The organism is Peribacillus sp. NPDC046944, from assembly GCF_050272735.1.
Taxonomy (GTDB): Bacteria; Bacillota; Bacilli; order Bacillales; family DSM-1321; genus Peribacillus.
This window is the reverse complement of the sequence record NZ_JBNNML010000008.1, coordinates 117,643-141,555: the sequence shown is the minus strand read 5'-3', so window position 1 is coordinate 141,555 and position 23,913 is coordinate 117,643. Positions and strand designations below refer to the sequence as shown.

Annotated in this window: 24 protein-coding genes; 7 read left to right on the top strand and 17 right to left on the bottom strand. The window is 39.1% G+C overall.

Annotated features, from left to right (window positions below):
- Window positions 1-69: 69 nt before the first annotated feature.
- The 3 genes from ACQKIC_RS15675 to acnA form a co-directional block, all read right to left on the bottom strand.
- The gene (locus tag ACQKIC_RS15675) at window positions 70-198 is read right to left on the bottom strand and encodes an FbpB family small basic protein (protein ID WP_402872652.1); all 129 of its coding nucleotides are present in this window, start codon (window positions 196-198) and stop codon (window positions 70-72) included.
- A 265-nt stretch (window positions 199-463) separates the two neighbouring features.
- On the bottom strand, window positions 464-997 hold the full coding sequence (locus ACQKIC_RS15670) for a TlpA disulfide reductase family protein (protein WP_407408721.1): 534 nt from the start codon (window positions 995-997) through the stop codon (window positions 464-466).
- Window positions 998-1,207: 210 nt separating this feature from the next.
- Window positions 1,208-3,919 carry an aconitate hydratase AcnA gene (acnA, locus tag ACQKIC_RS15665; protein WP_402959126.1) on the bottom strand — a complete coding sequence of 904 codons (2,712 nt, stop codon included), beginning with the start codon at window positions 3,917-3,919 and terminating at the stop codon, window positions 1,208-1,210.
- A gap of 384 nt (window positions 3,920-4,303) precedes the next feature.
- Between acnA and sspO the strand changes: the two genes are divergently transcribed.
- Window positions 4,304-4,456 carry a small acid-soluble spore protein O gene (gene sspO, locus ACQKIC_RS15660; RefSeq protein WP_402872644.1) on the top strand — a complete coding sequence of 51 codons (153 nt, stop codon included), beginning with the start codon at window positions 4,304-4,306 and terminating at the stop codon, window positions 4,454-4,456.
- A gap of 105 nt (window positions 4,457-4,561) precedes the next feature.
- Here the strand turns inward: sspO and ACQKIC_RS15655 are convergent, their stop codons facing one another.
- Window positions 4,562-4,825: a hypothetical protein gene (locus ACQKIC_RS15655; RefSeq protein ID WP_402872642.1), complete on the bottom strand. Its 264-nt coding sequence runs from the start codon at window positions 4,823-4,825 to the stop codon at window positions 4,562-4,564.
- Window positions 4,826-4,938: 113 nt separating this feature from the next.
- On the opposite strand from ACQKIC_RS15655, the gene ACQKIC_RS15650 reads away from it, so the two are divergent.
- On the top strand, window positions 4,939-5,076 hold the full coding sequence (locus ACQKIC_RS15650) for a small acid-soluble spore protein P (RefSeq protein ID WP_403080153.1): 138 nt from the start codon (window positions 4,939-4,941) through the stop codon (window positions 5,074-5,076).
- Between the two features lie 44 nt (window positions 5,077-5,120).
- On the opposite strand, the gene ACQKIC_RS15645 is transcribed toward ACQKIC_RS15650, so the two are convergent.
- From ACQKIC_RS15645 to ACQKIC_RS15635, 3 genes are all read right to left on the bottom strand, one after another.
- Window positions 5,121-5,861, bottom strand: a complete 741-nt coding sequence (locus ACQKIC_RS15645) for a hypothetical protein (protein WP_407408722.1) — start codon at window positions 5,859-5,861, stop codon at window positions 5,121-5,123.
- A 214-nt stretch (window positions 5,862-6,075) separates the two neighbouring features.
- Window positions 6,076-7,134, bottom strand: a complete 1,059-nt coding sequence (locus ACQKIC_RS15640) for an acyl-CoA dehydrogenase family protein (RefSeq protein WP_427591882.1) — start codon at window positions 7,132-7,134, stop codon at window positions 6,076-6,078.
- Between the two features lie 282 nt (window positions 7,135-7,416).
- Window positions 7,417-7,953, bottom strand: coding sequence for a DUF4242 domain-containing protein (locus ACQKIC_RS15635; protein ID WP_402872634.1), 537 nt, complete (start codon window positions 7,951-7,953; stop codon window positions 7,417-7,419).
- Window positions 7,954-8,087: 134 nt separating this feature from the next.
- Here ACQKIC_RS15635 and ACQKIC_RS15630 point away from each other — a divergent pair, with 134 nt between their 5' ends.
- Window positions 8,088-8,528 carry a winged helix-turn-helix transcriptional regulator gene (locus tag ACQKIC_RS15630; RefSeq protein WP_402872632.1) on the top strand — a complete coding sequence of 147 codons (441 nt, stop codon included), beginning with the start codon at window positions 8,088-8,090 and terminating at the stop codon, window positions 8,526-8,528.
- A gap of 228 nt (window positions 8,529-8,756) precedes the next feature.
- On the opposite strand, the gene ACQKIC_RS15625 is transcribed toward ACQKIC_RS15630, so the two are convergent.
- Window positions 8,757-9,566 carry a helix-turn-helix domain-containing protein gene (locus ACQKIC_RS15625; RefSeq protein ID WP_402872630.1) on the bottom strand — a complete coding sequence of 270 codons (810 nt, stop codon included), beginning with the start codon at window positions 9,564-9,566 and terminating at the stop codon, window positions 8,757-8,759.
- A gap of 177 nt (window positions 9,567-9,743) precedes the next feature.
- Between ACQKIC_RS15625 and ACQKIC_RS15620 the strand changes: the two genes are divergently transcribed.
- Complete coding sequence (locus ACQKIC_RS15620; RefSeq protein WP_427591881.1) at window positions 9,744-11,702, top strand: primary-amine oxidase; 1,959 nt, start codon at window positions 9,744-9,746, stop codon at window positions 11,700-11,702.
- Window positions 11,703-11,870: 168 nt separating this feature from the next.
- Complete coding sequence (locus ACQKIC_RS15615) at window positions 11,871-12,293, top strand: hypothetical protein (RefSeq protein WP_402959136.1); 423 nt, start codon at window positions 11,871-11,873, stop codon at window positions 12,291-12,293.
- An 81-nt stretch (window positions 12,294-12,374) separates the two neighbouring features.
- Here the strand turns inward: ACQKIC_RS15615 and ACQKIC_RS15610 are convergent, their stop codons facing one another.
- The 6 genes from ACQKIC_RS15610 to ACQKIC_RS15585 form a co-directional block, all read right to left on the bottom strand.
- On the bottom strand, window positions 12,375-13,139 hold the full coding sequence (locus ACQKIC_RS15610; protein ID WP_402989806.1) for an ABC transporter permease: 765 nt from the start codon (window positions 13,137-13,139) through the stop codon (window positions 12,375-12,377).
- A gap of 8 nt (window positions 13,140-13,147) precedes the next feature.
- Complete coding sequence (locus ACQKIC_RS15605; protein ID WP_402959206.1) at window positions 13,148-14,071, bottom strand: ABC transporter substrate-binding protein; 924 nt, start codon at window positions 14,069-14,071, stop codon at window positions 13,148-13,150.
- 47 nt (window positions 14,072-14,118) lie between these two features.
- Window positions 14,119-14,901 (bottom strand): ABC transporter ATP-binding protein, encoded by a 783-nt coding sequence (locus tag ACQKIC_RS15600; protein ID WP_427591880.1) that lies wholly within the window; start codon window positions 14,899-14,901, stop codon window positions 14,119-14,121.
- Between the two features lie 233 nt (window positions 14,902-15,134).
- Window positions 15,135-16,856: an ABC transporter ATP-binding protein gene (locus ACQKIC_RS15595; protein WP_427591879.1), complete on the bottom strand. Its 1,722-nt coding sequence runs from the start codon at window positions 16,854-16,856 to the stop codon at window positions 15,135-15,137.
- A 9-nt stretch (window positions 16,857-16,865) separates the two neighbouring features.
- Window positions 16,866-17,657 (bottom strand): ABC transporter ATP-binding protein, encoded by a 792-nt coding sequence (locus ACQKIC_RS15590; protein WP_427591878.1) that lies wholly within the window; start codon window positions 17,655-17,657, stop codon window positions 16,866-16,868.
- Between the two features lie 113 nt (window positions 17,658-17,770).
- Window positions 17,771-18,763: an ABC transporter substrate-binding protein gene (locus tag ACQKIC_RS15585; RefSeq protein WP_427591877.1), complete on the bottom strand. Its 993-nt coding sequence runs from the start codon at window positions 18,761-18,763 to the stop codon at window positions 17,771-17,773.
- A 119-nt stretch (window positions 18,764-18,882) separates the two neighbouring features.
- Here ACQKIC_RS15585 and ACQKIC_RS15580 point away from each other — a divergent pair, with 119 nt between their 5' ends.
- Window positions 18,883-19,923: a FecCD family ABC transporter permease gene (locus ACQKIC_RS15580; RefSeq protein WP_427591876.1), complete on the top strand. Its 1,041-nt coding sequence runs from the start codon at window positions 18,883-18,885 to the stop codon at window positions 19,921-19,923.
- Window positions 19,923-20,936: a FecCD family ABC transporter permease gene (locus ACQKIC_RS15575; RefSeq protein ID WP_427591875.1), complete on the top strand. Its 1,014-nt coding sequence runs from the start codon at window positions 19,923-19,925 to the stop codon at window positions 20,934-20,936. The genes ACQKIC_RS15580 and ACQKIC_RS15575 overlap by 1 nt, the downstream gene beginning before the upstream one ends.
- Window positions 20,937-21,100: 164 nt before the next feature.
- On the opposite strand, the gene ACQKIC_RS15570 is transcribed toward ACQKIC_RS15575, so the two are convergent.
- The 3 genes from ACQKIC_RS15570 to ACQKIC_RS15560 form a co-directional block, all read right to left on the bottom strand.
- Entirely contained in the window at window positions 21,101-21,850 is a 750-nt protein-coding gene (locus ACQKIC_RS15570; protein ID WP_427591874.1) for an SDR family NAD(P)-dependent oxidoreductase, read from the bottom strand.
- Window positions 21,851-21,854: 4 nt separating this feature from the next.
- Entirely contained in the window at window positions 21,855-23,033 is a 1,179-nt protein-coding gene (locus tag ACQKIC_RS15565; protein ID WP_427591873.1) for an acyl-CoA dehydrogenase family protein, read from the bottom strand.
- A gap of 115 nt (window positions 23,034-23,148) precedes the next feature.
- Window positions 23,149-23,895: an SDR family NAD(P)-dependent oxidoreductase gene (locus ACQKIC_RS15560; protein ID WP_407408726.1), complete on the bottom strand. Its 747-nt coding sequence runs from the start codon at window positions 23,893-23,895 to the stop codon at window positions 23,149-23,151.
- Window positions 23,896-23,913 lie beyond the last annotated feature (18 nt).

Sequence of the window (23,913 nt, the reverse complement as noted above, 5' to 3'; positions counted from 1 at the left end):
ACTGCATGTAAAAAAGAGCCAACAATGAAATATTCATCGCTAGCCCTTCTTTTTCATACCCTTATGCTATTATTCAGCCTTTTGCATATGTTTTTGTTCAAGTCGTTCTTCAAGTCTCTCCATCAGCTTTGTATCCATTAACAATTCCTTTTTATTTTCATTAATCAGTTCTTCAAAAGATCGTTTTCTTTTCTTCATATTTTCACCTTCTTACTATATAGTGTATATTCCATCATTTCCAAATTAACGTAAAATTATGACTATACAGACAGCCTGATATAAAGTCTGAATAATCAGTTATTTTAGTTCGTACCAAACTCATTTCACGCGTCTTCTATACTTTAACCCAAATTGGTGGTGAGTAATCTATTTTTTGTAATGTTTTTTGATTTTTCTAAAAACTTGTGACAAATTAGACACATTTTTTAAACCCTACTAAAAAAACGGAATCTTATTGATCCCGTCATTTCATACTATTGATGTTTTGTTCCATTTCATTAAATTGCATCGCTTTAACCATTTTATTTCGAATAATGCCCTCACTGTCAATAAAGTATGTTGTAGGTATGGCCATAACCTTATATTGATCGTTTACCGGTTGTTTAGCGCTTTGACTGTCCAATGGAATGGTAAATGTTATCCCATTATCATCAATAAATGCCTGCACATCATTTTCTGGATCAATGTTAACAGCCAATATAACGACATCTTCCCCAGCCTGCTTTGAGTATTTCTCCATATCTGGCATTTCTTTTTTACAAGGAGGACACCAAGTTGCCCAGAAATTCAACATCACTTTTTTTCCTTTATAGTCAGATAAATTCACCTGTTTCCCATCCAAAGTTTCTAAGGTGAAATCAGGTGCTTTGGCACCAATTTTCAGCCCCCCCATCGAATTTCCTTCTTCATTTTTATCAGGTTTATCATCCATTGCTTGAACGATTGCCACCGCTATCAGCGATAGTAAGACAACCGAGGCAATAATTTTCTTTAACATGACCCCGTCCCCCTAATTCCGTTACAATAAAAATATTCATTCGCCAAAAGAAATAGTACATATTCCATATCTGTCAGCCTCTTACATCATCTTACCAATAAAATCATGCTCAGAAAAGGTAAAACCGAAGTCCCTTGTTATATTTCATAACTTTGACACAAAAAAAAACGACAAACCTGACAGGCAGGTTTGTCGTCTTCTAAAAGTTAATTAACCTTTAAGTTTGTTACGTAATACCATTTGAAGGATACCACCGTGACGGTAGTAGTCGATTTCGATTTCAGAATCGAAACGAACCAATACATCAAATTCTTTTACGTTGCCAGCTTCATCAGTAGCTGTAACAGTTACCATATCGCGAGGTTTAACTGTTTCGTCGATCTTAACAGCAATCGCTTCTTTACCAGTTAAGCCAAGAGTCTCAGCGTTTTCTCCTTCTTTGAATTGAAGAGGAAGAACACCCATCAATGCAAGGTTAGAACGGTGAATACGCTCGAAGCTTTCAGCGATAACTGTTTTAATGCCTAGAAGGTTCGTACCTTTTGCAGCCCAGTCACGAGAACTTCCCATACCGTAATCTTTACCAGCAATGACAGCAAGACCTGTTCCATCAGCTTTGTATTTCATACATGCATCATAGATAGCCATTACATCGCCTGTAGGCCAGTAAGTAGTGTAACCACCTTCTGTACCTGGAGCAACTTGGTTACGGATACGGATGTTGGCGAATGTTCCACGCATCATCGCTTCGTGGTTACCACGACGAGAACCATAAGAGTTAAAGTCACGTGGTTTCACTCCGTTTTCACGTAAGTAGATACCAGCTGGAGTATCTTTACCGATTGCACCTGCAGGAGAGATATGGTCAGTTGTAACTGAATCACCGAATTTACCAACTACGCGCAATCCAGTAAGTGGGTTAACTGAACCTGGTTCAGGTGATAATCCTTCAAAGAATGGAGGATTTTGAATATATGTTGATTTAGAATCGAAAGCATAGATAGCTTCATTGCTTGTTTCGATATCATTCCAACGTTTGTTATCGTTGAATACAGTTTCGTATTCTTTACGGAATAATTCCGGTGTAACTGTTGATTTAACAGCTGCGTTAACTTCTTCTTGTGATGGCCAGATATCAGCAAGGTAAACATCGTTACCGTCTTTGTCTTTACCAAGAGAATCATTGTTAAGATCGAAGTCCACAGTACCAGCAAGTGCATAGGCAACAACCAATGTTGGAGAAGCAAGGTAGTTTGCTTTCACTAATGGGTGAATACGACCTTCGAAGTTACGGTTACCAGAAAGTACAGATGTTACAAGAAGATCTGCTTCAGCAACTGCTGCTTCGATTTCGTCTGCTAATGGACCTGAGTTACCGATACATGTTGTACATCCGTAACCAACGATGTTGAATCCTAATTGATCCAAGTATGGTTGAAGACCTGCATCACGAAGGTAACCAGTAACAACTTTAGAACCTGGTGCTAATGATGTTTTAACATAATCGGGAACAGTCAAGCCTTTTTCAACCGCTTTTTTAGCAATAAGACCTGCTCCAAGCATTACGTATGGGTTAGAAGTATTTGTACAGCTTGTGATTGCAGCAATAGCGATCGCACCTGTTTTCATAGTAGTTTCTTTGCCATCAGCAAATTTAACTGTTACTTCTTTATCCAATTCAGCATCAGTCATGCCAAAACCTTGGTTACCCATAGGTGCATTGATTGCTTCAAGGAAAGATTTTTTCATTTGAGAAAGTGGAATTAAATCTTGTGGACGTTTAGGTCCTGCAAGGTTTGGCTCAATAGCTGAAAGGTCGATTTCCACAACATCATTGTATGCTGGGTCTTCGTTTTCAGGAGTATAGAACAATCCATTTTCTTTGCAGTATGTTTCAACTACTTTAATTTGTTTTTCATCACGGCCTGTTAAGCGCATGTAATCGATTGCTTCAGCATCAACCGGGAAGAACCCAACTGTAGCACCGTATTCTGGTGCCATGTTAGCGATTGTTGCACGGTCAGCAAGTGGAAGGTATCCAACTCCTGGGCCGTAGAACTCAACGAATTTACCAACTACGCCGTGTGCACGAAGAACTTGAGTAACTTTCAATGCAAGGTCAGTAGCAGTTGTTCCGTTAGGAAGTTGACCAGTAAGTTTTACTCCAACTACTTTTGGAACTGGGAAGTATGAAGGTTGTCCAAGCATACCTGCTTCAGCTTCAATACCACCGACACCCCATCCAAGAACACCGATACCGTTAATCATTGTAGTATGTGAATCTGTACCGAATACAGAGTCAGGGAATACTTCAAAGTCTCCGTTTGGTGTTTCAACAGCATGGACTACGTTCGCAAGGAACTCAAGGTTTACTTGGTGAACGATACCAGTTGCTGGTGGAACAGCACGGTAGTTGTTGAATGATTTTTGAGCCCAGCTTAGGAACTGGTAACGCTCTGCATTACGTTCAAATTCAAGATCCATATTGGCATCAAGAGAATCAGAAGTTCCTGCTTTATCAACTTGTACTGAGTGGTCAATTACAAGGTCAACCGGAATTTCCGGGTTAATTTTATCAGGATCTCCACCAAGTGCAGCGAATGCATTACGTAGAGAAGCTAAATCTACGACTACTGGTACACCAGTGAAATCTTGTAGGATAACGCGTGATGGCTTGAATGGAACATCTATATCTTGTTGCTCGCTTGTTCCCCATTTAGCAAGGTTTGCAACATGTTCTTTTGTAATAACTCTTCCGTCTACTTGGCGAAGTACCGCTTCAAGTAGGACTTTAATGGAATATGGTAGGCGTGATACTTTGCCGTCCCCTGCTTTTTCAATAGCATCTAAGCTGTAGTAGTTGTAGCGTTGTCCTTCAACTTCAAAAGACTTACGCGCTTGATATACGTCATTCTTTGTCATGAATATTACCCCCTATTAAACTGTCAGAACAATTCTGCACATAAAAGTAAAACCTGGTCATTAAAACCATGTTTACAATGGATATAAGTAAAAAAGTTAGTTTGATGAAATTTATCTCTCTTCTCCCACCCTAACTCTTCCTTCTACCTAATAGTAATATAGAATTCAGCATAAGTAAATAACAAGAAAGTTATTGTTTTTGATAAGTTTAGCTTATGTGAAATCCCTTACTTCTTATTAAGATGCCCATAGCACGCCCATTAAAGGCTTCATTATTCTTAGCTTTTCGCAAAAACAAGCTGATAAATTATTCCAACAAAACATATTTGAAGTTAATACATAATCATCGTTCCTTATGACACTCTATGAAATGGAGGTGATCTAATGGCAAAGCAAAAAGCAAATCATGTAATACCGGGAATGAACGCAGCAAAAGCACAAGGCAATGGCGTGGGCTACAATGATGAATTAGGTAATGAACCACCCTTAACCGAGGTACAAAGGCAAAACAATAAAAAGCGCAAGAAGAATCAATAAATAAGAAGGAATCCATAAAAGAGGCTTTTTGAAGGTGCTAATCTTCAAAAAGCCCATTTTATTAGGTAAACGCACATCTAAATCTGGGCCTATAGGATTCCTTTTTCAATAGTCATCTGAATTGACTTCGTTCACGATTTCCTGTATATCCTGTTCATACTGCTTCAATTGTTCACGCTGGTGTTCAGATGCGTTGACTAAAGCAGATTGAATTTGCTGATAAGCTTCATTCACTTCCTGTTTCACATGTTTCAGTTCCGTTCCATAATTCGGTGCCGTCTTTTCAATCGAAGAATAGGCATCATTTACTTGTTTGTAGCTTTGCTGGGCTTCTTGAAAAGATCTCCGCTTATCTTGTTTGTCCTGCATCAAATTCAGCTCCTCAATAAGTTTTCATCTTTAGGATGTACGATGCTTTTATAAATATGCTTGTGAATAACTTTCAACGAACTGATTATCTTAATAAGTAGGAGGGGATTCATATGAGTAAAAATGATGGAAAAGGCATGCAAAAGAATCAAGAAAAAAAATCAGGTCAGCCTGAACCTCTAAGTGGTTCTCACAAAGTAAAGAATAGACAGCACTCTCGACAAAAACATAACAGTAGTCACGATATGTAAATAAAAACGGTGCTGTCACTAGCTGGACTGCACCGTTTTTTTGTTTACTTCACCTTTATTTTATATGCTCCGCTCCCATATTGAATCAGAACATGATAACTCCCCTTTGGTAAAGACAAGCTGAATGAACTAGTACTAGGTTTTTTAACATGATAGTCGGTGTGTACCGTTTTATAGACCTTCCCCTTCGCATTCACTATCAAGATATCTCTTTGTTCTTTGGGTGTATTGTTATAAGTGATTGACACTTTCCTTTTATTCTTCACGGTGAACTTCAAATAATCTTTATCCGTAAATTCTTGTAGGGCACCATAATAGTTTTTACCTGTTTTTATCGTGTTTGCTGTTTTTACTGTATTGTTACTTTCCCTTTCATAATACTCGCTCGCTTTGAACTTAGCTTGCACCTTGTAAGGCTTATCTTTATTTCCGGAGATGACAATATAGTATGTACCCTTCTTTAATCCGATTTCGTTGGTTTCGGTACCATTGGTTGTTTTTGTGTAATAGTCATCAAGTCGGTTGCCCTCGCTGTCCAAGACTTCAACATACCAACTTCTACTTTTATACGTTTTAACAAAAACTTTCAAATTTCCATTTTTCTTGAGTTTGACTTTGAAAACCTGTTCATAATTAGTAACAGATAGCTGTCCCGTATAGTTTTTGTCAAGACTTATCGTCTTCGCTTTTTTCAAATCCGTCGCTGCTAAAGCAGGTTGCAAACTCGTTAGCGATAGCACAAGGACGGCTAACGCACAAAATATACTTTTCCAATACTTTTTCAATGAAACATCCCCCTTTTCGGGAATAAATTAGATAATATTCCCAAAATTAAAATAACCCATTTTCCCATTTACCACACTAATCTTCTTGTACTATTTTAGTTCTGATCCTTTATCTTTTTAAAAAATACCGGGCCTTTATACCCATTTAAGATGTAATAGAGTTGTTTTCTTCACTAAAAAACCCCCATGAGTAGAAAATCTCATGAGGGTTAGGTTATACAGTAAGGACTTTTTCCAAATGTTTAACTGTCGGTGTCAAGTTTGCAAAGAAATACGCTTCCCTAAGTTTCCTCGATGGTGCGCTGTCTTTCAGATAACCGGCACTCCCATTATGAAGCATATTCGTTTGAACAGCCTTAAGGGTTAGGTAAGCGGTTTTAAGACGAATATCTGCAACCTCTTTCCAGTCAAGTGAATCATTATTGAATAAGGTTAAAATCTTTTCCTGTATGTGTCGCTCTTCTTCTTGCAGTTCATTTGATTGGGTTCTCAAGAATTGATTACAGCCATTCTGCTTTTGACATACCTTTTCAATCGCCATGATAGATGATTGGGTGACGCCCAGGCCGAGAGGAATTTGATAGGCAATAAATGCCGGACGAATTTTTCCCACGAACAAATCGGCATTTTCAGACAACACCCATTCTTTAGGTATAAATACATCATTAAAGGAACATGCATATGTAGAACTCCCATTAATCCCCAGGTAATCCACCTTTTCTTTCAGCTTTAGGCCGTCTAATTTACAAGGAACCACGGCCATTATTCGTTCATTTTCGCTAACACCTGCGATTAATCCAAACCAATGGTTCTCTCCAAGATTGGAAACGGACGCCAATACACCATTAACAATATAGCCACCTTCAGTCGGTTTCGCGCTCAAATTCAGTTTTTCTAGCCCCGCGTAATACTTCATTGGATTGGATAAACCTGTTGCCCCTAGGACTTCACCGTTTTCAAAAGCTGATAATAACCTAGTTTTCATTTCTACATTATCGGTATTTCGGATATAGGTTAAGGCAGCCAAATGACACCAGAGACAAAACGCTGTTGTCATGCATACTTTAGCTGTTTCTTTAACTACATACATTTCATCTAATAAAATTTCTTTTTCCGTTTTATTAGTGGAAGAAAACAGACCGGCCTCACCGAGCTTTTTCAAAAATCCTTCAGCATAAAAAGCCTCAGCATCTATTTTCTTTACGAATGGTCTTAACTCCTTTTCAATTAATTGTTCGATCATAGGTTTTTTATCCACTAAGCATGATTCCATGACCACAACTCCCCTATTTTCATTCCGCCTTTGTATAAAACCTTAAAAGTAATGACTTTAATGATGGTTCTTTTATGTATAGGATCGGACGACTATATTAACCTGTATTTTTTAAATGCTTTGGAAAAACACTTATTCATATTAGTTTAGTCGGTTTAAGGTTATTTTATTATACTGTATATAAAATTGCAACCATCTAATCAAAATTTTCAGATTATAATTTTAAGTAAAAAAGGACACCCAAACTTAAAGTTTAGGCGTCCCTCGTTTCTCAAATAAAAATTATTTAGTTTCTGTATGAATTTCGGTAATGGAAGTAATGGGTGTTTGTACTGCTTCACGAGCACGCTTAATTGCAGCTTCATCAGGTGCATCATAGAAGCAAAGACATTTAGTCATATCTTCACACACATACGTTCTTGAGAATGCCACTTCAGGCACCTCTTGATAATGTACGGAATTCTTTTTCTTTCTTGCCAAGTATTGATCCATCGTAAGATTTTCCGGGATATTCCATTCAACTAAATAATTGACGACTTCATTGTTTTTCTTCACATCTTCTAATTCCTTACCAACTAGGCGAACTTCTTTCACAAGTTCCACAGGAATACTTGAACCTTTTAATGTCTCAGTTGCAGCATTTTGGTCTTCCCCTTCAATAATGAAGAATGAACGGGAGAAATCTTTCGATAGTTGAAGCTCCACTAATGAAGCGTTGCTCTCCTTTAAATCCGCTTGAAGTTTTGACACCTTTTGATCCAGTTCTTCTTTACTTGACACGATATCTTTCAATGATGATTCAATTAAAAATAGTCCCATGATAAAACCCTCGCTTTGTATTTTTTAAGTGGAAATCTTTATAAGGTTATTTTATTATACTTAGTTAAAAAAAGCAACTTTGTTGTTTTTTAACTAACTATGGTAAAATCAAATCAAACATTGGAGGGATACTTATGAAAACTAGGTACGATTTGCCTTGTAATATCGCACAGTCACTTAATATCATCGGTGATCGATGGACCTTATTGGTAGTACATGAAATACTAAACGGGCATACCATGTTTAACGAAATAAAAAAAGCGCTAAATGGAATTTCTTCCAATCTTTTATCAGAACGGTTGAAGTACTTAGAAAAGGAAGGTCTCGTTACAGCAGAACTTTATACGGACCACCCTCCTCGTTACCGTTATACATTGACTAAAAGTGGCGAAGAGTTAGAAGATGTCTTCAATTCACTTATCATTTGGGGAAGCCACCATCTGCAAAAATGCTATAAACAACTAATCGACCCTGTAACAGGCGACGAAGTGAGCATAGGCTATTATTCTAAAAAAACGGGAGAACTAGTTCAGGACATAAAAGTTGTTCCAGTAGAGAAAGAATTTCAAAGGTAAGCACCTATCCATCACCATAAAAAAAGAGAACGTCCTAACACTTGAAAAGTATCAGGACGTTCTCTTTTTATCTTCCCCAAATAGCCAATCTCTCGTTGGCTTAATCCAACCTTTATTTTCCCGCTATACATTCAATTTATCTTTCTTCTACAACACTTAAGTGCTGTATAACACGCTAGACTTCATTTACATAAAAAAAGAATAATAGAACACTTTGAAAGAACCACTTTAAGAAATAACTTCTTTTAGTAGCTTTCTATATTCGAAAGGCGTCATTTGGGTGAATTTTTTAAATTTCTTATAGAAATGAGAAGTATCATAGGAACCGCTTTCGACAATATGCGTTTCTAGATTAAATGTGCCACTATAGATTTCTTGAAGCGTGTATTGGAAATTCAACAGTTCCAAAAAAAGTTTTGGTGGTATCCCGACCTCATTTTGAAAAAGCGTACGCAAATAACGCTCAGAGTACCCTGTATGCGCTTCAAAATCCTTGACGTGTATATTACCTTTCGAACGTATGCTAATGTCCATGCAACATTTCACAATAGCACTATTAGGTGAATGGGAAGTACAGTTACTTAGAAGAAATGATTCGAGTGTGTGTAGTTTTTCCTTTAATGTAGAAATTTCTAGGAGTTGATTATAAAGTACGGAAAAGGAAGGGGCAACCTCAAATAAGGCTAACTGAATATACTGGTTGATTTCTTTCATAGATAATACAAAAGAAAACAATGTCTGGAGTGGAAGTGAACGAATGCCAAAGTATGTCGTGTTTGTTTTAAAGCTATAGGCCTGCCTTATTTTGGGACTTGGAATCAAGAAACAATCGCCCTGATCCCCCTCCATATTAAAGATAATATCGACACACCCATCAGGTATTCCGGGTAATAAAACGGTTGGTTCTACATTTGATGACACTTTAAATTGGTATACATATGCAACAGAACTTTTTAAAAATAATGTGGGTTCGAGCAAGTTGATATGTTGTAATCTTTGATTCCACTCAGGTTGAATAGGCTTAAATACTGTATCCATAGGTTATACCCCTCTAGAAATATATTTTTAAGGAATTTTTATATTCATGTCAAAAATACTGACTATTTTCTTTAGGATTTTCAATCTACTATTGGATACTATTAGTTCCGTTTTTTACATTGTAAACTAAATATTCTGACTATAGAATAAATTTATATACGAAAGGAGATGTTACATGTGGATATTTTAAAAGAAAAAACTATAAAGGTAAATCACCCGTTAGCACCACTTACCGTTGAAGAGATTCAAAAAGCTGTGAGCATAGTGAAAATCGAGAAGAATTTAAGCGAAAAGGTGCGCTTCCCAACAGTAACATTACATGAGCCTTTAAAAGAAGTAGTATTAAATTACACTGATGGAGATGACTTCGAACGAGAAGTTTTTATAGTATTACTAGATAACGAATTAAAGACAACGTTTGAAGTCGTTGTCTCATTAAATACATCGTCCATTGTTCGATTTGAAGAAATCCCAGGTGTACAGCCGGGAATAATGCTTGATGAGTTCTTAGAATGCGAGAATTTGGTTAAGGCAGACCCTGACTTTAAAGTAGCTTTATCTAAACGGGGAATTGATAACCCAGATTTAATCATGGTAGACCCATGGTCGGCAGGATACTTTAATATTCCTGAAAATGAGGGTAAACGGATCGCTCGTGCTATCTGTTGGCAGAAAAAATTCGCGGATGATAATGGGTACGCTTATCCATTAACAGGAATTGTCGCGTACGTTGATTTGAATAAAATGGAAGTTGATCGTATCGAAGACTACGGTGTACGTGAGATACCTACTGTTGATGCTAACTATTATCCTGAAACAAGTGATTCAATAGAGTTTAGAACGGACCTGAAGCCACTAGAGATCATTCAGCCAGAAGGTGCAAGTTTTACGGTAGAAGGAAATTTAATCAAATGGCAAAAATGGAGTTTCCGATACGGGTTTACCCCTCGCGAAGGACTTGTGCTTTACACTGTGAATTACAATGATAAAGGAAAGGACCGGCCCATCCTATATCGCGGAGCATTGTCTGAAATGGTCGTCCCTTATGGAGATGCATCCTTTGCACATAACACACAAAATGCTTTTGATGCCGGAGAATATGGAATGGGTCAATTAGCTAATTCGCTTGAGCTAGGTTGTGATTGTTTAGGACACATTCATTATTTCGACGCGGTATTAACGGATGGGGCTGGCAGTCCTCGTACGATTAAAAATGCAATTTGCCTACACGAAGAAGATTATGGAATCGGATGGAAACATACAGACTGGCGTACTGACCATGTAGAGGTACGTCGCTCACGGCGCTTAGTCATTTCATTCTTCTGTACAGTAGGAAATTATGATTATGGTTTCTATTGGAGCTTCTATCAAGATGGTACGATTGAGGTTGAAGTTAAGCTAACAGGTATATTAAATACCGGTACATTTAACGAAACCGGGCAATCAAAATACGGTACGGAAATTGCCCCTGGCTTAAACGCTGTACATCATCAACATTTCTTTAACTTCCGGTTGGATACATTGCTCGATGGTGTGAAAAATTCAGTGGTGGAAACCGAAACACTTGCTGAACCAGAAGGTCCGAACAATCCATATTCAAATGCATTTTATCCAGTATCACGTACATTCCAACATGAAAAAGAAGCTGTACGTATTTTAGATATGCCAACCCAGCGTACATGGAAAATCATCAATAAAAACTCAAAGAATGTCGTTAATCAGCCGATTGGTTATAAAATTATGGCTGGTGAGAACTGCCTTCCATTTGCGCATGAAAGCGCAAGCGTCATCAAGCGCGCAGGATTTATCAAAAATCATTTACATGTAACACAATTTAACCGTAATGAATTGTATGCAACAGGAAATTACCCCAATCAACATAAAGGTGGAGACGGGCTTCCCAAATATATTCAAGCAAATCGATCGATCGATAATGAGGATATCGTTGTATGGTATACAATGGGACATCATCATATTACACGTCCGGAAGACTGGCCGGTTATGCCTACTGCCTATATAAATTTCCAATTGAAACCTGTTGGCTTCTTTGATCGTAACCCCGCGCTTGATGTACCGCGTGCCGCAAAACAAAATTCATGTTCCGTCAAGAATACTTCTTCAACCTGTTCACATTAAGAAACCATTATTTCACTTCTTACACAAACTGAATGGAGGAAGTTTATGATAGGACTAGTCAGTCTTAGTATTGTTGTAATTTTAACGGTGTTAACTGGCTTCACCTTTCGACAACATTATAAACAAAATCATATGGCTAGTTGTTTAGCTATGTTTGTGACAATGACCATGAGTACAATTATCGGAATTTTAGTAGCTATATGGATTCCAGACATGGTGCTATCCACCATAATCGCTATGATAGGAAGCTTGGTTTTAGTTATAGCATTAACCTATAAGTTGCCTGTAAAAATATTCATCGAAAGCCTAGGGGCACTATTTATGGGAGCGATGATGGGAGCAATGCTTAGCTTTATGACAACAAATTATCTAGAACTAAGTATTGTATTTTTTACAACAATCTATATTGCGAGCGTAATCATGGCAATCGGGCTATGGAATAAAGAAGAATACCCCATTTTCAGGAAAGCCATTCCTTCCACAATTATTGTGACCGTGTCGTTGGCTGTATTAATACTAGGCGTATCCACAGTAGCTACAACTTTAGGTACGTATGACGAAAAGGAAAAGATTGAGCAGCACCATCACTAAGAATATCATAGACGAAAAAACTGAAAGAAAGGCTTAGCACTGGGCTAGCGTTTCTTTCAGTTTTTGAACTATAATCACTGTTTAATTTGAAAAGCTTCCCCAGTGCTTGCCTACCCAGCGCTCAAACAAACCAATCAATCGATCCAATAGAAAGCCGCAAACACCGATGAAGACAATTCCAGCCAATACATAATCAAGATTTAATGTATTCCTTGCATCCACGATTAAATAACCAAGACCTGATTGGGCACCTACCATTTCACCTGCAACCAAGAAAATCCAGGCCGTACCAAGCGCAAGGTGAAGACCACTCACGACGGAAGGAAAAGCCGCTGGAAAAATAATCTTCATCATTAATTGCAGCTTCTTGATTTCTAGGTTTTCCGCGATTTTCAAATAAGAACGATCAATTTTCTTGACCCCCGCTACAGTCGTTAATAGTACAGGATAAAACGCTGCTATGAAAATGATCGCAATTGCTGGCATGTTTCCGATGCCAAACCATAGGACGATAAATGGGGACCAGGCTACCGGTGAAACCGGCCTCAGCACTTGTACGATGGGATCCACTATATTCCAGAGACGAGGAGATCTACCTAGGAACATTCCTAAAAGAACCGCTGGAATGACCGCCAATAAATAACCTGCAATAAACCTCCCGAGGCTCACTTTTAGGTGGACAAATAACGTTCCATTAACTATGAGAGCAACGATCGCTTTACCAACACTTAAAGGTGTAGGTAAGAGGGCTTCTTCATACCCCCCTATCCAAATGATCAATTGCCATAGTAGAACTAATACAACCATTCCGATAAAAAAATTCATTAGTTTTTTTAATAGTTCCATCATCATAATCACATCGCTTTATCAATATATGTATTGTCCACGAATTCTTCAAAAGATGGCGGGTTTTCAAATAAATCCATCTCGATCACTGAATTGCGGAGCTTATTGTATTCATCTTTTTCAATGCGTAATCCATCAAATGATATCCATTCAAGTGATAAGTCGAGTACTTCTTTCTCTACCTTCATATATTGATCAAATGAATTAAATAAATCTTTATCTTTATGTTCTGCCTGTTCACTGGTTTTTACGTATTGTGTCACCAGTGATTGGGTGGCGGTTTGGTTGGATTGAATAAAGTCATTCCTCAAAACAAGTACACAACAATACGAATTAGGCCATATTTCATCCGATTGGTGTAGCACTTTCCCTTTATCAAGTTGAACGGCCATCGCTCCAAACGGCTCGGCTACTGCATAACCCGAAATTCGATTTTCGGACAGTGCTGCCGGCATCTCAGCAGGAGGCATCTCGACAACGTCCACATCCTCATAGTTCAATCCTTCTTTTTTAAGCATTTTATTCAACAAAATATTCTGAGTCGAGTATTTATGAGGAATCGCAAATGTTTTACCTATTAAATCTTTTGTACTTTCAATCTCCTTCGATGAAATGATAACATTCCCATCTTTATGACCGAGTGCAACAGCTTTTAAATCAATACCTTTCACTTTCGCCTTCATAGCTAGCTCCACTAAAACAGAGGCACCTTCCACCCGACCCGTATTTAAGGCATCCATTAAATCGGGCCAGGAGCTGAACTTAACAAGCTCGATATTGTACTCTGCAAACTCCCCACCATACAGGTGGTTATCCATATAGAGAACACCAGCATGAGTAATGGGAAGATAGCCAATTTTAATAGTTGGTTTGCCTTCTGGTTGCTGTGTAGGCTGTGCACATGAAGTCGTAAACAGCAAAATGAAAGCCATTAGTATCGAAGCACCCCACCTTTTCTTGCTCAAAACCCCACTCCCTCTCAGATGTTATACTCCGGAACGAATTGATTACCACTCAACTTGAATTCTTCTAGAATCTTCTTTCGATAATAATGAAAATCCCCATGTGCCCGATCACGTGGTTTTACAAGCTTAATAGGAATATCTTTAAATATTCTCCCTGGGTGTGACTCCATGATCAATATTCTGTCCGACAAATAGACAGCTTCATCTATATCATGAGTAACAAGTAAAATCGTCGTCTTCTTCTTTTCTTGTATTCGAAGAAGTTCGTCTTGTAAATGATACCGGTTGAATGTGTCCAGTGCCGCGAAAGGCTCATCCATTAAAATGACATCAGGTGCAATGGCAAGTGCACGTGCAATCGCAACACGCTGTTGCATCCCGCCAGATAATTGATGTGGAAACTGATGCAGATGTGCTTCAAGCCCTACTAACTTCAATGCTTCCATCACCCGTTCATTTTTTTCCTCATTAGATAGCTTTTCTCCGGTAAGACCGAGCTCCACATTTTTCAGAACCGAACGCCACGGAAGGAGATTGATTTGTTGAAACAGCATGACACACTTTTTAGTTGGGCGATTTATAGATTTACCATCTAGAATCACGCTACCTTCATCCGGCTTTTCAAAGCCTCCAACCATATTGAGAAGTGTACTTTTTCCACATCCGCTTTTTCCGAGTAACGTGACGATTTCCCCTTTTTCCACATGGAAAGAGACTTGATCAAGAACATGAATTGTTTGTTTACCAGTTAAAAACGATTTATTTACATTGGTTACTTCAATGATTTGCTGTTGCAAGAGCTATCCTCCTAAAATATATAAATATTCCAATTAGTTTAGTTGGTTTTAAGTTATTTTATTATACTGCATTCAAAATTACAACCTTAATTTCTGTTTATTTTCAATAATCCGCATATTCAATAGGAATCAAAGTGATTCCCATTTAAATGTTCTACTACAAAATGCTTTTTCTTTGCAATCAAAAAAAGGATTCACCAATATCCTGGTGAACCCTTTTTTAGAGCGCTATATTATACGGTTTGAGCAAGAATCAATTTCTTATATGCTCCTTCGTGATGAATTAATTTTTCATGAGTTCCTTGTTCTTTTATTTGGCCGTTTTGGACGACGATTATCCGATCAGCATGCTTAATCGTCGCTAGCCTATGTGCAATGATAATGGTCGTTCGATTTATAGAAAGACGCTCCAACGCCTCTTGAACGGCCTTCTCTGTTTCGGTATCCAATGCCGAGGTGGCTTCATCAAGTATTAAAATGGGAGGATTTTTCAGGAAGATACGGGCGATTGAAACCCTTTGCTTTTGCCCACCTGACAATTTCACACCGCGCTCCCCGATTAGCGTATCCAACCCCTCAGGCAAATTATCAATCACACTCATTAATTGAGCATCCTCGATTGCCTTGTTCAATTGTTTGTCTGTAGCATTCGTGTTCCCATACATGATGTTCTCACGAATCGTTCCTTCAAAAAGGAATACATCTTGCTGTACGATTCCGATATGCTTTCGTAAAGAACTTAATGTGAAATCCCTGATATCCATGCCATCAATTTTTATGCTACCTGATTGAATATCATAGAAGCGAGGCAATAAACTGCTTATCGTGGTCTTTCCACCACCAGATGGTCCTACCATGGCAATCGTCTCCCCAGCTGGCACACTGAAGGTAATATCGTTTAGGATGTTTCTATTTGAGTCATACCCAAAAGAAACATTTTCAAATGTCACATCACCTTTAACCCCCTCGATGGTTACTGCCCCATCCCTGTCTTGGATATCCGGCAGCATATCAACCAATTCGAGGTACCTCTTGAACCCTGCATACCCCTTTGGTAACGTTTCAATAATGGCGCTTATTTGTTGAATCGGCGCTACGAAAATATTGGATAACATAATAAAGGCTACAAATTCACCGTACGTCATTTTCCCGTGAATCACATACCACGCACCGCAGCCCAATACTGTCAGGGCGACCAATTTCATCAGAAGGAAATTTATCGATGTACTCCATGACATGATTTTATAGGCTAACAATTTGGTATGACGGAATTCTGAGTTTGAGCGGTTAAATAACTCTATTTCGTGAGATTCCTTGGTGAAAGACTGAACAACACGGATGCCACTAATATTATTTTCAATACGGGCATTGTAATTTGCAATGTTACCAAACATGGAATGGAACGCCTTAGTCATCTTACGGCTGAAGTATACCGACAAAACGATTAAAAAAGGAACAACGGCAAATACGATGACCGCTAGCTGCCAATTGATTTGAAACATGACGAAGAATGCACCAAAAATGGTCATAAATGCAATGAATAAATCTTCAGGACCATGATGGGCAACTTCTCCTATATCCATTAAATCACTCGTCATCCTTGAAACTAAATGACCCGTTTTATTATTATCAAAAAATGTGAAAGATTGTTTTTGAAGTTTTGAAAATAAATTTTTCCGAAGGTCCGTTTCGATATTAATTCCAAGTTTATGTCCGTAATATGTTACGACATAGTGCAACCCTGTACTCAACAAGTAGATACCAAGGAGCCCTACACAAGATAGGATGATGATCCTCCAGTTATTGCTCGGTAGTAATTCATCAATAACCTGGTTTACGGCCAAAGGGAATATCAATTCCAAAAGGGCGATGAAAACGGCACTTGAAAAGTCAATGATGAATAGTCCTTTATAGGGTTTATAATAAGCAAAAAAGCGCTTGATGACCAAAAACATGCTCTCACCTCATTTATCACGAATTAAATCATACGTCATGCATAATGGTTTTCCTGTACGAGGATCCTCTACGATTTCCGCATCAATATTGAAAACTTCTTTCAGTATTTCTTTTTTCATCACTTCTTCACTCAGCCCTTCTTTTACAAGGACACCATCTTTTAATGCAATCATGTTGTGTGAAAATCGCGAGGCATGGTTTAGATCGTGCAGTACCATTATAATCGTCCGATTTTGTTTTTCATTCAAATCTTTCAACAGCTCGAGTACCTCAAGTTGATGTGCCATATCCAAATATGTTGTCGGCTCATCCAAAAAGATGATTTCCGTTTCCTGAGCTAGCGCCATCGCAATCCAGACACGTTGCCTCTGTCCACCTGAAAGAGAATCGACGGGGCGAAATTTGAATTCTGCCGTATTCGTGGCCTCCAGGGCCCAATCTATTATTTCATAATCTCTTAAAGATAATTTACCAAACCCTTTCTGGTATGGAAAACGCCCGTAAGAAACGAGCTCCTGGACAGTTAAACCAACAGGAGCATCTTGGGTTTGCGGCAGGATGGCCATTTTCCTTGCCAATTCCTTAGTATTTTCCTTTGCTATCGACTGACCATCTAGCAACACACTTCCTCTCATATGAGGAATGATTCTAGTGATGGCCTTAAGCAATGTAGATTTTCCGCATCCATTCGGCCCAATTATAGTAGTGATTTCGTTACTCTTGAATTGAAGATTCATATTATCGACGATGATGTGGTCTTGGTAGCCTACATACAAATCTTTTGTTAATAAGTGGCCCATATCATGACCTTCTTTCAGTAGATATTCACTCACAAAAACAGGAAGAGCAATTACACACTTCCGCAAAAAATAAAGGCTATCCTCGCAAAAGTGATAGCCTTTATTACACTATACTATTTTACTAAACTTTTTAAAATATTATCAATGATTTGCCCGTTAGCAATGGCACCTGTATACAACCAGCTTTCATTAGGAGAGAACTCATGAACATTCCCAGCCTTGACAGCAGGTACGCTTTTCCATAACGTATCGCTTAAAGCTTTTGAACCAGAGGAATCATCACTATTGATCAAAAATAGGTGTTCAGCATCCAACTCAACTAGTTTCTCTAAAGAAATTTCACTCCAGTTCCCAGTTGCGTTAGCGGAGATTTCCTTCACAACATCCGGTTCTTTTAACCCTAAGTCACCGTACATGACAGCTCCACTTGAAAGGTTATCGCTGACAATGAAGAATTTCCCGCCAACTAACCAAACTGCAGCTACAGAAGGATTCCCCACTTTTTCCTCAAGGGTTCCCTTTGCTTCTTTTGCTTTTTTATCATAATCCGTCAAAACCTTTTTGGCTTCGTCCTCTTTGCCGAATACTTCACCGACGCGTTTCAATTCATCGCGCCAGTCATTATTAACTTCGTTTCCGATTACATATGTAGGTGCAATTTTATTATATTGGTCATATTTACCGCCTTCAACCATTGTGGCAGAATCCATAATGATTAAATCCGGTTCCACTTTTTGCACGGATTCAAATGGAAGATCATATGGAATGGTTGGAACGTCCTCTAGTTCACTTTGTAGATATCCTTGAACTTCTGCTCCATCACTTACACTCCATTGAGCGGCTGGCTTGATACCGAGGGCCACCAAATTATCTTCAAGATATGAAGCGATGATACGTTTTGGATTAGCTGGAATGACCACTTCATTTCCCATGGCATCCGTCAGTGTTTTTGATTTAACTGCTTCTTTACTTGATGTTTCATCAGTTTGACTTGTTGAAACATCGTCTTTAGTTGCATCATCGTCACCACATGCAGCTAAAGATATTGCTAATAGGCCGGCACCTAGTAATTGAATGATTTTTTTCTTACTCATGACATTATACATTTGAATCCCCCTAGAGATATGATAGACTATTATTTGTTTGGTAATGATAATTGTTATCAACTAATTTAATTATAGAAAGGTAATATTGTCAATCATTTTTTTAGAGAGTAGTTGTTAATATGGATTCAAAACTAAAGGAACACACCACATCGCTTCATACGAATAAGAACCTCTTTGTGAGTATGGTTATCTTACTTGTAGGTTTGGCTGGTATGGTCATTTCCATTATCTTGTCCGTTAATTTTGGAGCTGCAGATTTAAACTATCGCGATGTGTTTAATGCCTTATTTGAATTTGATCAGAATAATTCATCTCATGTCATCATTAGAGAATTAAGATTTCCCCGGGCCATTGCTGCAGTATGCGTAGGAGCTGCCCTAGCCGTATCTGGAGCCATTATGCAGGGTATGACAAGAAACCCATTGGCCGATCCTTCCATTATGGGAGTAACAGCAGGATCTTCCTTTTTAATAGCGATTGCCCTCGCTTTTCTCCCTGGCATGACCTATATAGGTTTAATGATGTTTTCTTTTGCCGGTGCAGGATTGGGTGCTGCCATTGTCTTCGGAATCACATCGCTTTCCAGAGGTGGAAGTACTCCAGTCAAGTTGGCGTTGGCCGGTTCGGCCATTGCTTCCTTACTAAGTTCCCTTTCCACAGCGATTGGTATCAAATTTAACGTCTCAAAGGATATTAGCTTTTGGTTTGTAGGGAGTATCTCGAGCGTCCAACCACAGCACATTTCATTTGCTCTACCCTTTATTCTGGGAGGGCTTTTGTTGGCTTTATTCCTTTCACGTTCCATATCCATCCTTAGCCTGGGTGAGGAAGTGGCACGAGGGCTTGGGCAAAACATTCCCCTGATAAAGTTCATTGGTACGATCGTGGTGTTATTATTAACAGGTGCAGCAGTATCGATTGCCGGAATGATCGGCTTTATTGGATTGGTCATCCCGCATATTGTGCGATTTTTAGTAGGAAATGATTATCGTTTGATCATTCCTTGCTCTGCTGTTTTGGGCGGAACCTTATTGCTAATTTCGGATATCTTAGGACGCTTGGTTAACCCGCCGTTTGAAACACCTGTTGGAGCCATAACGGCCATCATAGGTGTCCCTTTCTTCCTATATTTAGCTCGTAAAGAAGGGAGCGGAATGTAATGTACAATAAGGGGAAGCACATTAAGTCTTTGCTTATTACAAGCATCCTTTTAATCGTACTTGTTTTTTTCATCAGCATTAATGCAGGCTACATAAAAATTCCTTTAGGGGATGTTATCAAAACTCTATTGGGCGATGGCACCCCTCAGAACGAGTTAACCATTTTTGAATTTCGTTTGCCGCGTATAGTCATGGCAATACTTGTCGGAATGGGAATTGCCATTTCAGGGGCCATTTTACAAGGACTTTCCCAAAATCCCTTAGCAGACCCCGGGATTATCGGAATCAATTCAGGCGCAGGGTTTGCCGTTGTATTGTATATGTTCTTCTTTCGGGGAACTACTTACTTAACGGGCTGGGCATCCATATTCATCATGCCTTTCACCGCTTTACTTGGTGCATTTCTTGCCGCTTTCTTAATCTATGTACTATCGTGGAAAAATGGAAGAGTGACACCTGTAAGGTTATTGTTGGTCGGTATCGGTATAAATGCAGCATTTGGGGCAGGCTTGGTCATTTTTCAAATGAAAATGGAGCCAAATGATTTCATGAAGACCATCGTTTGGCTGGCAGGGACCATTTGGGGGACGAACTGGACATTTGTTTGGGCTTTATTACCATGGTTGCTCATCCTTATTCCGATAACCTTCTATAAATCAAGAATACTTGATGTTATGGGATTAGGTGACCAAATTGCCATAGGGGTTGGTCTCCCTATCGAAAAAGAACGCAGACTATTATTGCTTATTTCAGTGGCCTTAGCAGGCGCGTGTGTATCCGTTGGTGGCGGTATTACTTTCTTAGGCTTGATTGCTCCACACATAGCCCGAAAATTAGTGGGACCAAGGCATACGAGATTACTGCCAATGACGGCAGCATTGGGCGGTCTTCTTCTGTTATCCGCTGATACGATAGGCAGAGTCATCCTGGCCCCTATGGAACTTCCAGTAGGTATCGTTGTCTCCATTTTGGGAGCACCTTATTTTATTTATTTACTAGTTAAAAGCATGTAACAATAACAGGATCATAACTCCATTAAATAGAAAAACGAACTTCTATGCCAGCAAGTTCGTCAGGCTGTCGAGAAAATCTCGACAGCTTTTCTTTTCCCTAGTAAAATGATGAAGCCTGCTTTTTATGAACACCTTTAAAAGATACAGAGTTACCCGCATATTTTCTAACCGATCATACTATGTCCTCCGTTTACAGGAATAACCTGACCGGTTATCCAATCAGACCAATTGGACAACAAAAAGAGGGTAATTCCAATCACGTCATCCACCTTTCCTAATCGTCCCATCGGGTATTGCTTGATTAGCTTTTCTAACATGACGGTATCAAATGATTGACCTTGATCGATTAATCCTAGTGAAATGGTATTGCACTGAACATTGCTCTTCCCTACTTCTTGGGATAGGGATTTTAGAAAAGAGATAGTCCCACTTCTCGCTGCACCTGATATGATTAGGTTCTTATCACCAGTCCGGGCGGAATCTCCCACGATATTAATGAATTTGCCCTGATTGTTCTCCATCATATCCGGCATAAATGCATGTGCCAAATGAAGGACTCCATAAAAACAAACCTCCACTTCCTTTTTCCATTCACCCGGTTCATATTTAAAAAATGATTTAAATTGTGTCCATCCTGCATTATTAATGACACCATCAATGGTTCCCAGTTCACGTTTAGTGACCACTTTCATTTCTTGGACTTCTTCTAACCTGGAAAGGTCAGCCTGTACAAGTACAAGTTTCACTCCATATTTTTTAATGTTTTCTGCTGTTTCTGCTGCCTCTTTCTGAGATTCATGGTAGTGGAGTGCAATATTGGCGCCAGCTCTTGCCGCTGCTAAAGCAATTTCCTTACCTATCCCTTTGGCTGCACCCGTTATTAAAACATTTCTCCCCATAAGGTTAAGATCCATAGCTCTATACCCCTATCCTTTGACTCCCTGATTTTCTTTGGTATTGCTTATGCAGCTGTGCCGCTATGATATTTTTTTGAATTTCAGAAGTCCCTTCATAAATCCTGGTAATGCGTGCATCCCGATAAAAACGTTCGATTGGATATTCAGATATATAGCCAATCCCTCCATGTATTTGGAGAGCTTTGTCTGCCACCCGATTATACGTTTCCGACCCTAATAATTTAACCATGGCCGCTTCTTTAATAATGTTCATTTTTTGATCTACCATCCACGCTACACGATAGGTCATTGAACGAAGAGCTTCCGTATCCAATGCCATCTCGGCCAAGTAATGTTGAATGACTTGCTGCTCAAAGATTGGCTTGTCGAATTGAATTCGCATATGAGCAAATTCAATCGACATCTCGAGTAACTTATCACACGAACCTAAGTTTCTTGCTGCCATTCCCGCACGTCCATTTGCTAAAATTTTCAATGCATTAACATACCCTTGCCCCTCATCACCCAAAACATTTTCAACAGGTACTTCACAATCTTCGAAGAAAACCTCTGAAGAATGCGATCCATGAAGACCCATTTTCTTCTCGATTTTTCCTATGTGGAATCCAGGAAAATCTTTTTCGACAATAAAGGAAGTGATGCCCTTTGCCCCTTTTGATGGGTCCGTAACTGCCATGACTGTAAAAATGTCCGCAATAGGCGCATTGGTAATATAATGCTTGCTCCCATTCAAGATATACTTATCACCTCTTTTAATCGCGGTCGTTTTAAGATTGGTAGCATGCGATCCTGCGCTGGGTTCAGTTAAAGCAAAAGCCCCGATTCTTTCACCCGATGCCATATCGGGAAGATATTTTCGTTTCTGTGCATCGTTTCCCATCTCTACTATTCCGACGCCACCGATCCCCGTATGTCCGCCAATGACAGTGGTATAGCCGTTATGCGTTCTCCCCAGCTCTTCCAGAATGGCACATTTTCCCACCATATCAATTCCCAGTCCACCATATGACTCAGGAATACTAAGACCAAATAGACCAATTTCTTTGGATTTCCGTAAAATGCTTTCTGGAATTTCATCACTTTCTTCAATTAACATAGCATGTGGCTCTACCTCATTATCAATAAACTCTCGGATACCCTGTTTTAACAAGGTAACATCGTCTGAAAATTCAAAATCCAAAAAAATCCACTCCCTTCATAAGTCATTCCCTATCTAGTTTCCTTCCATTCTATGAAACATGCATTCTTTACAGGTCATTCAACTCTACAAGGAAAACCCTTACTCATTGGGCTTGTTAAGCCATCGTTAATCCTCCATTGACAGATAGGGTTTGCCCTGTGACGTATCCCGCTTCATCCGAAACAAAATACGCAACAGCACCCGCAATATCCTCCGGTTGAGCCAAACGACGGAATGGTATCGCCTTTACCAAGGCCCCTGTGATCCCTTCATTGTACGAACCAATCTCTTGAAATAATGGAGTGTCCGCTGGTCCTGGGGCAATGCAATTGATGTTAAGCTTATAACGGGCCATTTCTCTTGCAATTGTCTTCGTGAAAGCAATGACACCACCCTTTGCTGCGGAATAGACCGCTTCCCCGCTAGAGCCGACCCTTGCAGCATCTGAAGCAATATTGACTACTTTCCCATAATTATTTTCTATCATAAGCGGTAAAATTTCCTTACACGTATGAATTTGGCCGAGTAAATTAATATCGATGAGTCTTTTCCACGTGCTTGGATCACTTTTTAAGAACGGTTCTACCTTGTCCCACCCTGCGTTATTGACCAATACATCAATCTTTTTATAATGGCCCACCGAATCTTCCACAGCTTTTTTTACACTATCCAAATTCGTTACATCACAATAAACGGATTTAGCTTCATTCCCCTCCTGCTCAATTAAAGTAACCGTTTCATCCGCATTCTGACTATTGATATCTGCCACAATCACTCTCATATTTCTTGAAGCCAGTTTTTTTGCGATTTCTCTGCCAATGCCACTTCCTGCCCCCGTGATAAAAGCGACTCGTTTAGTCATATCAATCCCTCCAATTTC

Coding starts and splice junctions, on each gene's coding strand:
- ACQKIC_RS15675 (WP_402872652.1), bottom strand. CDS start 198: ATGAAGAAAAGAAAACGATCTTTTGAAGAACTGATTAATGAAAATAAA.
- ACQKIC_RS15670 (WP_407408721.1), bottom strand. CDS start 997: ATGTTAAAGAAAATTATTGCCTCGGTTGTCTTACTATCGCTGATAGCG.
- acnA (WP_402959126.1), bottom strand. CDS start 3,919: ATGACAAAGAATGACGTATATCAAGCGCGTAAGTCTTTTGAAGTTGAA.
- sspO (WP_402872644.1), top strand. CDS start 4,304: ATGGCAAAGCAAAAAGCAAATCATGTAATACCGGGAATGAACGCAGCA.
- ACQKIC_RS15655 (WP_402872642.1), bottom strand. CDS start 4,825: ATGCAGGACAAACAAGATAAGCGGAGATCTTTTCAAGAAGCCCAGCAA.
- ACQKIC_RS15650 (WP_403080153.1), top strand. CDS start 4,939: ATGAGTAAAAATGATGGAAAAGGCATGCAAAAGAATCAAGAAAAAAAA.
- ACQKIC_RS15640 (WP_427591882.1), bottom strand. CDS start 7,134: ATGGAATCATGCTTAGTGGATAAAAAACCTATGATCGAACAATTAATT.
- ACQKIC_RS15635 (WP_402872634.1), bottom strand. CDS start 7,953: ATGGGACTATTTTTAATTGAATCATCATTGAAAGATATCGTGTCAAGT.
- ACQKIC_RS15630 (WP_402872632.1), top strand. CDS start 8,088: ATGAAAACTAGGTACGATTTGCCTTGTAATATCGCACAGTCACTTAAT.
- ACQKIC_RS15625 (WP_402872630.1), bottom strand. CDS start 9,566: ATGGATACAGTATTTAAGCCTATTCAACCTGAGTGGAATCAAAGATTA.
- ACQKIC_RS15615 (WP_402959136.1), top strand. CDS start 11,871: ATGAGTACAATTATCGGAATTTTAGTAGCTATATGGATTCCAGACATG.
- ACQKIC_RS15610 (WP_402989806.1), bottom strand. CDS start 13,139: ATGGAACTATTAAAAAAACTAATGAATTTTTTTATCGGAATGGTTGTA.
- ACQKIC_RS15605 (WP_402959206.1), bottom strand. CDS start 14,071: ATGGCTTTCATTTTGCTGTTTACGACTTCATGTGCACAGCCTACACAG.
- ACQKIC_RS15595 (WP_427591879.1), bottom strand. CDS start 16,856: ATGTTTTTGGTCATCAAGCGCTTTTTTGCTTATTATAAACCCTATAAA.
- ACQKIC_RS15590 (WP_427591878.1), bottom strand. CDS start 17,657: ATGGGCCACTTATTAACAAAAGATTTGTATGTAGGCTACCAAGACCAC.
- ACQKIC_RS15585 (WP_427591877.1), bottom strand. CDS start 18,763: ATGTATAATGTCATGAGTAAGAAAAAAATCATTCAATTACTAGGTGCC.
- ACQKIC_RS15580 (WP_427591876.1), top strand. CDS start 18,883: ATGGATTCAAAACTAAAGGAACACACCACATCGCTTCATACGAATAAG.
- ACQKIC_RS15575 (WP_427591875.1), top strand. CDS start 19,923: ATGTACAATAAGGGGAAGCACATTAAGTCTTTGCTTATTACAAGCATC.
- ACQKIC_RS15570 (WP_427591874.1), bottom strand. CDS start 21,850: ATGGATCTTAACCTTATGGGGAGAAATGTTTTAATAACGGGTGCAGCC.
- ACQKIC_RS15560 (WP_407408726.1), bottom strand. CDS start 23,895: ATGACTAAACGAGTCGCTTTTATCACGGGGGCAGGAAGTGGCATTGGC.